Annotated in this window: 10 protein-coding genes; all 10 read right to left on the bottom strand. The window is 70.2% G+C overall.

Features of this window, described 5'->3' with window-relative positions:
- Positions 1-47 precede the first annotated feature (47 nt).
- Positions 48-2,396, bottom strand: coding sequence for an immune inhibitor A domain-containing protein (locus ACZ51D_RS15360; RefSeq protein ID WP_465615935.1), 2,349 nt, complete (start codon positions 2,394-2,396; stop codon positions 48-50).
- Positions 2,397-2,739: 343 nt separating this feature from the next.
- Positions 2,740-5,259: an ATP-dependent Clp protease ATP-binding subunit gene (locus ACZ51D_RS15355; protein ID WP_360495749.1), complete on the bottom strand. Its 2,520-nt coding sequence runs from the start codon at positions 5,257-5,259 to the stop codon at positions 2,740-2,742.
- 662 nt (positions 5,260-5,921) lie between these two features.
- A complete protein-coding gene (locus tag ACZ51D_RS15350) occupies positions 5,922-6,272 on the bottom strand; it encodes a histone-like nucleoid-structuring protein Lsr2 (RefSeq protein WP_360495746.1) in 351 nt (116 codons plus the stop codon).
- A 91-nt stretch (positions 6,273-6,363) separates the two neighbouring features.
- The gene (locus ACZ51D_RS15345; RefSeq protein WP_465615938.1) at positions 6,364-6,900 is read right to left on the bottom strand and encodes an amino-acid N-acetyltransferase; all 537 of its coding nucleotides are present in this window, start codon (positions 6,898-6,900) and stop codon (positions 6,364-6,366) included.
- Positions 6,901-6,909: 9 nt separating this feature from the next.
- Positions 6,910-7,392, bottom strand: coding sequence for a BlaI/MecI/CopY family transcriptional regulator (locus ACZ51D_RS15340; RefSeq protein ID WP_465615940.1), 483 nt, complete (start codon positions 7,390-7,392; stop codon positions 6,910-6,912).
- Positions 7,393-7,650: 258 nt separating this feature from the next.
- Positions 7,651-9,207: a bifunctional lysylphosphatidylglycerol synthetase/lysine--tRNA ligase LysX gene (lysX, locus tag ACZ51D_RS15335; RefSeq protein ID WP_360495738.1), complete on the bottom strand. Its 1,557-nt coding sequence runs from the start codon at positions 9,205-9,207 to the stop codon at positions 7,651-7,653.
- 143 nt (positions 9,208-9,350) lie between these two features.
- A complete protein-coding gene (locus tag ACZ51D_RS15330) occupies positions 9,351-10,100 on the bottom strand; it encodes a hypothetical protein (protein WP_465615942.1) in 750 nt (249 codons plus the stop codon).
- Positions 10,101-10,183: 83 nt separating this feature from the next.
- Positions 10,184-10,969, bottom strand: coding sequence for a type III pantothenate kinase (locus tag ACZ51D_RS15325; RefSeq protein WP_360495734.1), 786 nt, complete (start codon positions 10,967-10,969; stop codon positions 10,184-10,186).
- Between the two features lie 46 nt (positions 10,970-11,015).
- Positions 11,016-11,984: a carboxylating nicotinate-nucleotide diphosphorylase gene (nadC, locus tag ACZ51D_RS15320; protein WP_360495731.1), complete on the bottom strand. Its 969-nt coding sequence runs from the start codon at positions 11,982-11,984 to the stop codon at positions 11,016-11,018.
- A 4-nt stretch (positions 11,985-11,988) separates the two neighbouring features.
- Entirely contained in the window at positions 11,989-13,662 is a 1,674-nt protein-coding gene (locus ACZ51D_RS15315) for an L-aspartate oxidase (protein WP_465615945.1), read from the bottom strand.
- Positions 13,663-13,668 lie beyond the last annotated feature (6 nt).

Below are 13,668 nucleotides of genomic sequence, written 5' to 3'. Positions count from 1 at the left end.
GGAGTTGTCAGAGCTGCCTGGTCACAGGCTGATCGCTACGGGCTCGATCAGTTGTCGACCGGACGGACCCGGATCCAGGTCTCCAGGTAGTTCGAGGACTCGTTCTCGACCTCGATGCTGGTGCCGGTCTTCGGCACGTCCACACCGCTGTACGGGTTGTCCTTGGACCACCACGACTTCAGGTCGTTGAACTCGTCGACGCCCTTCGCCTTCGGGATGACGGTCTCGACGCCGGCCTTGTGCAGGGTCAGCGCGGGGACGCGGCGCGAGCCGAAGGTGGAGTCGGCGCCCTGCACGCGCGGACGCATCAGGCTGCCATCGCTCCACTTGACCGGGGTCGGGTGCGAGTCGACCGGCAGGACCAGGCCGTGGCCCGGGTGGGCGCTGACGTTGTTGTCGGTCTGCGACGCGTCCCAGTACCAGATCAGCAGACCGGGCTGGTACGCGTAGTGCTCGACCCAGCCCGGCTTGTCGGCGAAGCCGAAGTTGTACGGGCCGGTCTTCAGCGTCTGGTCGAACGACACGTACTGCTTGTTCTCCGCGATGTAGTACTGCGCGTAGTCCTTGGTGTACGAGCCGCCGAAGCGGGTGAAGCCGGTGGCGGCCCAGCCGTTGACACCGTTCTCCACGTCGTCGCTGAACACGGTGGCGCCGTCGGCGGTCACCGAGACGTTGTCCACCGCGAAGCCGCGGTAGTGCAGGCCGCCGTCAGTGGTGTTGTGGTAGCGGAACTGGACCTTCTGGCCGGCGTAGGCGTCCAGGTTGAAGGACAGGTCGCCCCAGGCGGCGGCGAGGCCGTTGACGGCCGGGCGGCCGTTCTCCTTGGGGAGCGGGGCGCCGTTCCAGGTGCCGTCCACGACGGTCCAGGTCTTGCCACCGTCGGTGGAGACCTCGCCGAAGGCGTAGTCGAAGTCCGGCTCCAGCTCGTACCAGGCCTTGGCGTTGATGCTGGCCTTGGTCTTGCCGGTCAGGTCGAGCTCACGGGTGAGCGTGACGTTGAGGTTGTCGGCGCTGCCGCTCCACCACTCGTTGCCGCCCGCGAACGGCTTGTTGATGTCGGTGGTGATGCTCTTCTTCGGCAGGTCGACGAGGAGCGCCTGCGGCAGGTTGGTGTTGTACTCCACCGGGCCGATGTGGTGCGTCGACTCGGTGCCCGCCTTGGCGCGGTCGACCTTCAGCCAACCGAGCTGGTACTTGCTCCAGGCGTCGAGGTCGTTCGGCATGTCGCCGATGCTGTCCTTGCCCTCGCCGAGCCAGGAACCGGAGGACATCAGCGACCAGAAGCCGACCGAGTTGTCGATGCCCTTGCCGGCGGTGTCGTAGAGGTCCGGCAGACCGAGGTCGTGGCCGTACTCGTGGGCGAAGACGCCGAGGCCGCCGTTCTCCGGCTGCATCGTGTAGTCGCCGATCCAGAGGCCGGAGCTGCCGACCTGGACGCCACCGAGCTTGTTGCCCTCGGGGCCGGCCTGGCCCGTCAGGTTGCCGTAGACGTAAGAGCGGTGGGCCCACAGGGCCTTGGTGCCCTGCTTGCCGCCACCGGCCGACTTGTCCTCACCGGCGTGCACGATCTGGAAGTGGTCGATGTACCCGTCGGGCTGGTTGAAGTTCCCGTCGTGGTGCGAACCGTAGCGGTCCCACTGGTCGTACTGGGCCAGCGTCGCCTTGATCTGCGCGTCGGTCTGACCCTTGGCCAGCTGGTCCTTGTACCAGATGTCCACGGCGTCGCGGATCAGGTCCTGGGCGCTGGCGCAGACGTTGGAGCCGCAGTAGTCGGAGCCGTACCGGGCCTCGTTCCACGGCACCCGGACCCAGTCCGAGACCACGCCGTCGACCGAGTAGCGGCCCGAGGACTGCTTCTCGTAGAAGGTCTTCAGCGAGGGCTTGTCCTTGGAGAAGTACAGCTCCTGGTAGTGCTGCTGGTTGTAGTCGGCCTGCCAGGCGGTCGAGTTGTTCGTGGCGCGATCCGGCGCCGCGATCTCGTTGTGCTTGGGGCCGGCCTCGCCACCGTACTTGACCTTGCCGTCGGCGGTCTTGGTGGTGTTGTCGACCTGGTCGCCGAAGTCGACGAGGATCGTGAAGATCTTGTCCGTGCGCTCGCGGGCGAGCTCCACGTACTTGTCCTTGCCGAGCTTCACGCTGGTGCTGCCGTTGTGCTGCTCGACCTGGGCGGTGCCGTTGAGCACCTGCTCGGTGGCGGCCTTCTGCTCGGCCTCCACCTTCGCGGTCAACGGGCCCGGGATGTTGTGCTCGGTGTTCGACTGGACGGCATCAGCCGGGTCCTTCGGCACGGGGGCCGAGCCGGCGGCGACGGCGGTGCTCGGGAAAAGACCCGCGCCGAGCGCGACTATGACCGCCGCGGCCGTCGCGGCCGCAGCGGTTCTCCTGGTGTTCTTCAACGGTGTGACGTCCTCCCCGACCGGGGCCAGCTCTTAGCCAAAGCCCGGCAAACCAAAATGAAAGACAGGTGGACGTCATTTGATACAAGCGTGCACAAAAAAGATAGACCTTGACCATGACATGGCCACGGCGCTATGCTCCGCGACTTCCCGTCAGCTGACCATCTGTCAACCGTATGTTCGTTAAACCTGCCTGAGAAATCGAGCGCATCCGTACTAACCAGCCCGGGGGCCGCCCGCTCCGGCCGGTGGTGGCACCCGCTTCGGCGGGGCGGAACGCACCGAGCCCCCGGCGCGAACGCCGGGGGCTCGGTTGCTGTGAAGTTGTCTGTTAAAAGTTGGGCTACTTCGTCAGGTCGGGACCGGACGAGGCGACCGCGGCCGGGGTGTCCGCGACGGCCGACTTCTCCTCGCCGCGGAAGGTGAACTTGGCCTCCTTGCCCTCACCCTCGACGTCGACGACGACGATGTGGCCGGCCCGCAGCTCCCCGAAGAGGATCTTCTCGGAGAGGTGGTCCTCGATCTCGCGCTGGATGGTGCGGCGCAGCGGACGGGCACCCAGGATCGGGTCGTAGCCGCGCTTGGCCAGCAGCTTCTTGGCCTCGACGCTGAGCTCGAGGTCCATGTCCTTGTCCTTGAGTCGCTCGTCCACCTTGTCGATCATGAGGTCGACGATCTGGATGATGTCTTCCTCGGACAGCTGGTGGAACACGACGATGTCGTCGACACGGTTCAGGAACTCGGGGCGGAAGTGCTGCTTGAGCTCCTCGCCGACCTTCGCCTTCATCCGCTCGTACCCGCTCTGGGTGTCACCCGTGGCCGCGAAGCCCAGGTTGAAGCCCTTGGAGATGTCCCGGGTGCCGAGGTTGGTCGTCATGATGATGACGGTGTTCTTGAAGTCGACCACCCGGCCCTGGGAGTCGGTCAGGCGACCGTCCTCCAGGATCTGCAGCAGCGAGTTGAAGATGTCCGGGTGGGCCTTCTCGACCTCGTCGAAGAGGACGACCGAGAACGGCTTGCGGCGGACCTTCTCGGTCAGCTGGCCGCCCTCCTCGTAGCCCACGTAGCCGGGCGGGGAGCCGAACAGCCGGGAGACGGTGTGCTTCTCGGAGAACTCGGACATGTCGAGCGCGATCAGCGCGTCCTCGTCGCCGAAGAGGAACTCCGCCAGCGTCTTGGACAGCTCGGTCTTACCGACGCCGGACGGGCCGGCGAAGATGAACGAACCGCCGGGGCGCTTCGGGTCCTTGAGGCCCGCACGGGTGCGTCGGATGGCCTGGGAGAGCGCCTTGATGGCGTCCTTCTGGCCGATGACGCGCTTGTGCAGCTCGTCCTCCATGCGCAGCAGACGCGAGGTCTCCTCCTCGGTCAGCTTGAAGACCGGGATGCCGGTGGCGGTGGCCAGGACCTCGGCGATGAGCTCCTCGTTGACCTCCGCGACGACGTCCATGTCGCCGGCCTTCCACTCCTTCTCGCGCTTGGCCTTGGCCTGCAGGAGCTGCTTCTCGTCGTCGCGCAGGGACGCGGCCTTCTCGAAGTCCTGCGCGTCGATCGCGCTCTCCTTCTCGCGGCGCACGTCGGCGATCTTCTCGTCGAACTCGCGCAGGTCCGGCGGCGCGGTCATCCGGCGGATGCGCATTCGGGAGCCGGCCTCGTCGATCAGGTCGATCGCCTTGTCCGGCAGGAAGCGGTCCGAGATGTACCGGTCGGCCAGGGTGGCGGCGGCGACCAGGGCGGCGTCCGTGATGGAGACCCGGTGGTGGGCCTCGTAGCGGTCGCGCAGGCCCTTGAGGATCTCGATGGTGTGCGGCAGCGAGGGCTCCGCGACCTGGATCGGCTGGAAGCGGCGCTCCAGCGCGGCGTCCTTCTCCAGGTGCTTGCGGTACTCGTCCAGGGTGGTGGCACCGATGGTCTGCAGCTCGCCGCGGGCCAGCATCGGCTTGAGGATGCTGGCGGCGTCGATGGCGCCCTCGGCGGCGCCCGCGCCGACCAGGGTGTGCAGCTCGTCGATGAACAGGATGATGTCGCCGCGGGTGCGGATCTCCTTGAGCACCTTCTTCAGGCGCTCCTCGAAGTCACCGCGGTAGCGCGAGCCGGCCACCAGGGCGCCCAGGTCCAGCGTGTAGAGCTGCTTGTCCTTGAGCGTCTCCGGGACCTCGCCCTTGACGATCGCCTGCGCCAGGCCCTCGACCACGGCGGTCTTGCCGACGCCGGGCTCACCGATCAGCACCGGGTTGTTCTTGGTGCGGCGGGACAGCACCTGCATGACCCGCTCGATCTCCTTCTCGCGCCCGATGACCGGGTCGAGCTTGGCCTCGCGGGCGGCCTGGGTGAGGTTGCGGCCGAACTGGTCCAGGACCAGCGAGGTCGACGGGGTGCCCTCGGCGGGCCCGCCGGCCGTGGCCGACTCCTTGCCGCCGCTGGTCTGGTAACCGGAGAGCAGCTGGATGACCTGCTGGCGCACCCGGTTGAGGTCGGCACCCAGCTTGACCAGGACCTGGGCGGCGACGCCCTCGCCCTCGCGGATCAGGCCGAGCAGGATGTGCTCGGTGCCGATGTAGTTGTGGCCGAGCTGCAGGGCCTCTCGGAGCGACAGCTCCAGGACCTTCTTCGCCCGGGGGGTGAAGGGAATGTGACCGGACGGGGCCTGCTGGCCCTGGCCGATGATCTCCTCGACCTGCTGGCGAACGGCCTCAAGAGAAATCCCGAGGCTCTCCAGGGCCTTGGCGGCGACGCCCTCGCCCTCGTGGATCAGACCCAGGAGGATGTGCTCGGTGCCGATGTAGTTGTGGTTGAGCATCCGGGCTTCTTCCTGAGCCAGGACGACAACCCGCCGCGCGCGGTCGGTGAACCTCTCGAACATCGTTTATCGCTCCTCAGAGCGGTCGGGCAGTTCGGGGTCCGTCCCCGCCCTGTCCTTCCGCATGCTAGTCCCGCTCAGCGGCGCGGCCCACGGATTCACTCCCCGGTAGAGGAGCGAGATGCTGCGCGACCAGCCGACACCAATCCCAACCTGATGCTGGGATTCGGTGTTCCCACTGGTGGGCCGGATGCACCGGAATCCGCTACGCCATCGGCGAACAAGCGCCGCCGGACGCGGTCGGACTCCCTCCGGCCGGTCACGCATACTGCCCCTGGACGGGCGCAGAACCCGTCCACCTGCATTCATACCCGGTATCGGGGCGGTTCTCGCGCAGTTTCCGCGGTGGCGGTGTTCGCCTGGCGAGAAGTCGGGCCGTGGTGACGGTGGTTCAACGGAGGCCCAGGTGGTCGGTACGCCATCCCGGTGGTGTCCGCGTTACCGCTTCGCCCCTACAGCGTTGCACAGCTCGTGATTGTTCCGCCGCCCGAGTCCGACCCCCGGACGTCCCCCGGGACCGGACCCGGCACCGGCGGCGCCCCGGTCGTTCGGGCACGCGCTGCGGGGCGCGGAGGAGGCTCCTCCGCGCCCCGCGCGTGTGTCGTCGACGCCGTGCACAGCCGCCGGGGCCCCGCACCCGCTCCGGCGTGCCGGCAGCGACGGGGTCAGGCCGCGTTGGCCTTGTCGTAGGCCTCGCGGACCGTGCTCGGCACGCGGCCGCGGTCGTTGACATCCATGCCCTGCTCCTTGGCCCACGCGCGCACCTTCGCGGTGTCCGGAGCGCTGCCGGAGGGGCGCTGGGCCGTGCCGCGGCCCGGGCGGCGGGGGCCTGCGAGCCGGCCGCTCTGCTTGCGGCCCTTCTCCACGTACGGCGCCAGCAGACCGCGGAGCTTGTCCGCGTTGGCGCTCTTCAGGTCGATCTCGTAGGCAACGCCGTCGAGCGCGAACGTCACCGTCTCGTCCGCCGAACCACCGTCGAGATCGTCTTCAAGAATGACCTGCACCCTCTGTGCCACGGGCTTCCCTTTCCGCTAAACGACCCATTGCCTAAGGAAAGGAAAGCGCTTTTCTCCGGAAAACACAAACCCTTGACCCCGGCGGAGCCGCTCAGAGGTGCAGCAGCATGCGCGAGTTGCCCAGTGTGTTGGGCTTCACCCGCTCCAGGTCAAGGAACTCGGCGACGCCTTCATCGTACGAGCGGAGGAGTTCTTCATAGACATCCGTAGCGATCGCCGCCGGGTCTGTCGTACCATCATCGGTTTCCTGGAGCTCCCCGATCTCGACGAAACCGTGTTTCGCGAAGAACGCGACCTCGAACGTCAAGCAGAAAATCCGACGGACGCCGAGCCAGCGCGCCGTCTGTACCAGCTTCTCCAGCAGCAGATGCCCGATGCCGAAGCCCTGGCAGACCGGATCCACCGCGAGTGTCCGGACCTCGGCGAGGTCCTCCCACATCACGTGCAGGGCGCCGCAGGCCACCACCGCGCCGTTGTCGTCGCGTTCCGCGACCCAGAACTCCTGGACGGATTCGAACAGTGTGACAGTGGGCTTGTCCAGCAGAATGCCGTCGCGCGAGTAGGCGTCGATGAGCCTGCGTACTGCCCGCACGTCCGTGGTCCGTGCGCGGCGGATGGTGACCTCCATGGCGGGACGTTATCGCGTCGGCCCCGGCGCGGTCTCCCCGGTATGCGGTCCGCCGGTATCGGGTCCGCCGGTTTCCGCCCCGTCGGTATCCGGCCCGTCCGCCGGGGAATCGGCCCCCGGCGGATCGGCCGGGAACAGCGCGGCGACCCGCAGCGCGTCCCGGAGTGCCTCGCGTTGCTCGGGCGACATCAGGCCGAAGAAGTGCACCAGGGCGGCCGCCGGATTGTCACTGGTGGCCCAGGCGTCGTTCATCAGGGCCGCCGTGTACGCCTCACGTGAGGAGACCGGTTCATATCGATAGGCCCGGCCGACCCGCTCGCGGCGCAGCCAGCCCTTTCTGTGGAGCTTGTCCAGGACGGTCATCACCGTGGTGTACGCGATTTCGCGTTCCGACCGCAGATCCAGGAGAACCTCGCGAACCGTCACCGGTCGGTTCCACTGCCACACCCGGGTCATGATGGCGTTCTCAAGTTCGCCGAGTTGCCGGACCATAGTGCGGCCAGGATAGGGAGTGATTGGGGCAAATCTTGTGAAGTGCACCAAACCGGCGCGCCGCCACCCCGGGGAATCGGGAATGGCGGCGCGCCGGTCGTCCGGGGCCCGGAACCGTCCGGGACCCCGGGGGATCAGTCGAAGTCTTCCTTGGCCCGCTGGCTCCCGCCCTGGCTGCGGACGATGGCCCGCACCAGGAACCCGAAACCGATCGCCATGACCAGCGGCGGCACGATCGCGCTGACGTAGTCCATCAGGTCACTCCTCCTCGGTCTTCTCCGCCGTCGCGGCGGCAGCCTTCGGCTCCGGCTTCACCAGCGGGAAGAGCACGGTCTCCCGGATGTTCTTGCCGGTCAGCAGCATGATCAGGCGGTCCACGCCGAGGCCGAGGCCACCGGTCGGGGGCATCGCGTACTCCAGGGCGCGCAGGAAGTCCTCGTCCACCTGCATCGCCTCGACGTCGCCGCCGGCCGCCAGCAGGGACTGGGCGGTGAGGCGGGCGCGCTGCTCGACCGGGTCGACCAGCTCGGAGTAGGCGGTGCCGATCTCGGTACCGAAGATCACCAGGTCCCACTTCTCGGCCACGCCCGGGATCGAGCGGTGCTGGCGGGTCAGCGGGGAGACCTCGGTCGGGTAGTCCTTGATGAAGGTCGGCCGGACGGCGTTCTCCTCCAGCAGACGCTCGACCATCTCCAGGACGATCTGGCCGTGGCCCCAGTCCTTCTCGAACGGGATGCCGTGCTCGGCGGCCAGCTTGCGCAGCTCCTCGACGCCGGTCTCCGGGGTGACCTCGGCGCCCAGGCGGGCGGAGATGCCCGGGTAGACGCTGACCTCCTCCCACGGCTCGGCCAGGTCGATCTCGTGCTCGACGCCGTGGGCGTCCACGCCCTTGATCACCGTGGTGCCCAGCGCGTCCCGGGCCGCGTTGACGATCGTCTCGCGGATCAGCTCGGCCTGGGTGTCGTAGTCGCCGTAGGCCTCGTACGACTCCAGCGAGGTGAACTCCGGGTTGTGGGTGGAGTCCGCGCCCTCGTTGCGGAAGTTGCGGTTGATCTCGAAGACCTTCTCGGCGCCGCCGACCACCAGCCGCTTGAGGTACAGCTCGGGGGCGATGCGCATGTAGAGGTCGATGTCGTACGCGTTGATGTGCGTCTTGAACGGACGCGCGTTGGCGCCGCCGTGCACCGGCTGCAGCATCGGGGTCTCGACCTCGATGTAGCCGCGGTCCTCGTAGGTGCGGCGGATCGAGCGGACCACGCGGCTGCGCAGGTGCAGGATCTCGCGGGCCTCGGGGTTGACGATCAGGTCCACGTAGCGCTGGCGGACCCGGGCCTCCGGGTCGGTCAGGCCCTTGTGCTTGTCCGGCAGCGGGCGCAGGCACTTGGCGGTGAGCTCCCAGCGGTCCACCATCACGGACAGCTCGCCGCGCTTGGAGGTGATCACCTCGCCCTCGACGCCGACCTGGTCGCCGAGGTCGATGTCGGCCTTCCAGGCCGCCAGCCGCTCCGCGCCCAGCTTGTCCAGGGAGAGCATCACCTGCAGGTCGCCGGTGCCGTCGCGCAGGGTGGCGAAGCACAGCTTGCCACCGGTGCGGGAGAGGATCACCCGCCCGGTGATGCCGGCCCGCTCGCCGGTCGCGGTGTCCGGCTCCAGGTCCGGGTGCTTGGCACGCAGGTCCGCAATGGTGCTGGTGCGGGGGAATCCGACCGGGTACGGGTCGACGCCGGCCGCCCGGAGCCGGTCCAGCTTCTCGCGCCGGACGCGCATCTGCTCGGGAAGGTCGTCGGTCGCGGGAACAAGACTCTGATCGCTCACCCCACAAGGGTAGCCAGCCACACACGGTGCTCCGTGACGGGACCGGCGGGAAGCGGGCCGGGACCGGCGGGAAGGACAGGCCGGGACGCGGAAGGGGGGAGACCGCCGTCGCGGTCTCCCCCCTGCGGGGCGGGCGGGGCGGCTCAGCCGGTGCCGGTGGCGAGCTCGATCTCCTCGGGGGCCTCGTCGCCGGCCGGGGCGGGCCGGGCCGGGGGCTTGGGCCGGCGGCCGAAGAGCTCGGCCGGGGTGGGCATCCGGTGCGGGCGGGGCGGGGTGTTCGCGGCGGCGGGCTCGGCGGGCTGCTCCGGGCGGGAGTCGGTGCTGCTCATGGTGGTCCGTCCTCCTACAGGGGTGGGGTGACTGCTCGGGGGTGCGGCGGGGCTCGGTACGGCCACCAGGTGGCGCGGCTGGCCGGTGGTGAGGGCGAGGCGTTCGCGGACGGCGGCCTCGGCCAGCGCGTGGCAGCGCCCGGCCAGCCGCGAACGGCGCGACCGTTCACCGTGGCCGCAGGGCTGACGGATCAGCCCGCGCAGTGCGGTGAGGTCCTCGGGCCCGGGCAGGTACCCGTCGGACACCGCCTCCTCCAGCCGTTCCAGGTAGCCGGGCGCGCTGCCGGGCAGGGCGGAGCGGTAGCGGCCGAGGTCGGCGAGCAGGAAGGCGCGCAGTCGGCCGCCCTCCTGGACGGCCTCGTCGATCGCCTCGGTCAGACGCAGCGCGTCCTGGACGTCCTCCGCCCACAGTTCGGCGCCCGGCCCGGTGAGGGCCGGCCGGTCGGGCACCTGGAGATGGACGGGAACGGCGGGGTGCAGGGCTTGGGCGAGGGCTCGGCGCAGCACGCGGACTTCGTCGGCGCTGAAGGCCATGCCGCCGCGCGATCCGTGTGGCGTAGGCATGGGTTGACACTACGTGACGAATATCCGATTTGTCGGTAACGTCGCGCCGAACCACCCACGTTCGGCCCGACGGGGGGAGCCGGTCAGCTCGGACGGTTGCGTTCGTAGACCAGGCGCAGGCCGATGAGGGTGAGCCAGGGCTCGTGGACGTCGATGGTGGTGGCCTCGCCGAGGACGAGGGGGGCCAGGCCGCCGGTGGCGATCACCTGGACGTCGTCCGGGTCCTTGGCGAGTTCGCGGGCCATCCGGTCGACCAGGCCGTCGACCTGCCCGGCGAAGCCGTAGAGGATGCCGGACTGCATGCCCTCGACGGTGTTCTTGCCGATCACGTTGCGCGGGCGGGCCAGCTCGATCTTGCGCAGCTGGGCGCCGCGGACGCCGAGGGCCTCCACCGAGATCTCGATGCCGGGGGCGATCGCGCCGCCCACGTAGTCGCCGCGGGCGTTGACGGCGTCGAAGGTGGTCGCGGTGCCGAAGTCGACCACGATGCACGGGCCGCCGTACAGGTGGTTGGCGGCCAGGGCGTTGACGATCCGGTCGGCGCCGACCTCCTTGGGGTTGTCCATCAGGACGTGCACCCCGGTCTTCACGCCGGGCTCCACGATCACCGCGGGGACGTCGCCGTAGTAACGGCGGGTCACCTCGCGGAGCTCGTGGAGCACGGCGGGAACGGACGAGCAGATCGCCAGGCCGTCCACGGTGGCCTCCCGGGCCGCGGTGTGGTTGCCCATCAACCCCTGCAGCAGCACCGCCAGTTCATCGGCGGTGCGGCGCGGATCGGTGGAGATCCGCCAGTGTTCCACCACTTCCTCGCCGTCGAACAGGCCGAGCGTGGTCTGGGTGTTGCCGACGTCGATGGTGAGGAGCATGGGGCGCTTTCTGCGAGTCGGGACGGGTCTGCGCTGGTCCTGACGGTCAGGCGCGCAGGTCCAGGCCGATGTCCAGGATCGGCGAGGAGTGCGTGAGCGCGCCCACGGCCAGGTAGTCCACACCAGTCTGGGCGACCTCGCGCGCGTCGGCCAGGGTCAGTCCGCCGGAGGCCTCCAGCTTCGCCCGGCCGGCCACCAGCGCGACGGCCTCCTTCAGCTGCTCGACGGTGAAGTTGTCCAGCAGGATCAGGTCGGCCCCGGCCTCCAGCACCGGCGCGATCTGCTCCACCTCGTCCACCTCGACCTCGACCGGCAGCTCCGGGTACGCGGCCCGGACGGCCCGGAACGCCTCGGCCACACCGCCGGCCGCGACCACGTGGTTGTCCTTCACCAGGGCGGCGTCGGACAGCGCCATCCGGTGGTTGGCGCCGCCGCCGCAGCGCACCGCGAACTTCTCCAGCGCCCGCAGGCCCGGGGTGGTCTTGCGGGTGTCGCGGACCACCGCGCCGGTGCCCTCCAGGGCGTCCGCCCAGGCGCGGGTCGCGGTGGCGATGCCGGACAGGTGGCAGAGCAGGTTGAGCGCGCTGCGCTCGGCGGTCAGCAGGTCGCGGGTGCGGGAGCGGACCGAGAGCAGCACCTGGCCGGCCTCGACCCGGTCACCGTCCTCGACGTGCCGCTCGACCTCGAACTCCTCCTCGCAGATCAGCGAGACGACCGCCTCGGCGACCCGCAGACCGGCCACCACGCCGGCCTGACGGGCGGTGAAGTCGGCGGTGGCGACGGCGTCGGCGGGCACGGTGGCCACCGAGGTGACGTCCTCGCCGCCGGCCAGGTCCTCGGCCAGCGCCAGGGTGGCGATGTCCTCGACCTCGACCGGGTCCAGCCCGGCCTGCTCCAGCAGCTCGGCCAGCTGCGGGTCCAGGCCGGTCTCGTAGCCCTCGCCGTCCCCGCAGGCGCAGCCGTCGCCGCAGCCGCCCTGGTCGGCCAGGGGGAGTTCCTCGTGGGAGTGGGTCATGGTTCTACTGCTCCTCAGGGGTGCTGACGGGGCCGCCGGTGGCGGCGAGGGTGGTGATCAGGTGGCGCCGCCAGTGGGCGTCGTCGCGCTCGGGGAAGTCCTCGCGCCAGTGGCAGCCGCGGGTCTCCTCGCGCTGCGCGGCGGCCGCGACCAGCGCGGTGGAGACCAGCAGCAGGTTTGCGGCCTCCCAGGTCTCCACCCGGGGGTCGGCCGGTTTCTCCTCGGCGACGTGTGCGTAGGCCTGCTCGGCGATCAGGGTGAGCCCGGCCGCGGCGTCGGCCATCGAGGCGGCCGAGCGCAGCACGCCCGCGCCGCGCGACATCAGCCGCTGGACGTCGGCGCGTGCCTCGGACGGCGGCAGCGGGACGGGGTGCGCGGCCTGCGCGGCGGCGACGTCCACGGCGCGCTCGGGCAGCTCGCCGGCCAGGTGCCGCCCGGCCAGGTCGGCCGCGATCCGCTCGGCGAAGACCAGGCCCTCCAGCAGCGAGTTGGAGGCCAGCCGGTTGGCGCCGTGCACCCCGGTGCAGGCGACCTCGCCGCAGGCGTACAGGCCGGGGACGGAGGTACGGCCGTGCCGGTCGGTGCGGACGCCGCCGGAGGCGTGGTGCGCGGCCGGGGCAACGGGGATCGGCTCGGTGACCGGGTCGATGCCGTGGGCGCGGCAGGCGGCGAGGATGGTCGGGAAGCGGTGCTCCCACATCTCGGCGCCGAAGTGCCGCCCGTCCAGGTACATGTGCTCGGCGCCCTGCTCCTGCATGCGCCGGGTGATCGCCTTGGCGACGATGTCGCGCGGGGCCAGCTCGGCCAGCTCGTGCTGCCCGACCATGAAGCGGACGCCGTCCGCGTCCACCAGGTGGGCGCCCTCGCCGCGGACGGCCTCGGAGACCAGCGGCTGCTGGCCCTCGGCCTCGGGGCCGAGCCAGAGCACGGTCGGGTGGAACTGGACGAACTCCAGGTCGGTGACGGCGGCGCCGGCCCGCAGCGCGAGCGCCACACCGTCGCCGGTGGAGACCGCCGGGTTGGTGGTGGCGGAGAAGACCTGGCCCATGCCGCCGGTGGCGAGCACCACCGCACGGGCCCGGACGGCGCCGACGCCGTCCCGCTGACCCTCGCCCATCACGTGCAGGGTGAGGCCGGCCGCGTGGCCCTCGGCGTCGGTCAGCAGGTCGAGCACCAGCGCGTGCTCGATCAGCTCCAGGTCCGGGTCGTCGCGGACGGCGGCGACCAGGGCGCGGGAGACCTCGGCGCCGGTGGCGTCCCCGCCCGCGTGCACGATCCGGCGGCGGTGGTGGCCGCCCTCGCGGGTGAGCAGGATCTCGCCGGCCTCGTCGCGGTCGAAGGCGGCGCCGACCGCGATCAGCCGGCGGACGGCGTCCGGGCCCTCGGTGACCATGGTGCGCACGGCCTCCTCGTCGCAGAGCCCGGCGCCAGCCACCAGAGTGTCGTCCAGGTGCTGCTCGGGGGTGTCCCCCTCGCCCAGGGCGGCGGCTATGCCGCCCTGGGCCCAGCGGGTGGAGCCTTCGTCCAGCATCGCCTTGGTGACCACCATGGCCCGCAGGCCGGCCTTGCGGACGTTGAGGGCGACGGTGAGACCGGCGATGCCGGAGCCGACCACCACCACGTCGGTGGCGGCGGTCCAGCCGGGGGCCGGGGCGGTGAGGCGATGCGTAACGGACATGGCTCA

This window comes from Kitasatospora sp. NPDC033851, from assembly GCF_055576085.1.
The sequence above is the reverse complement of the archived record's forward strand: the minus strand, read 5'-3'. Positions and strand labels throughout refer to the sequence as shown.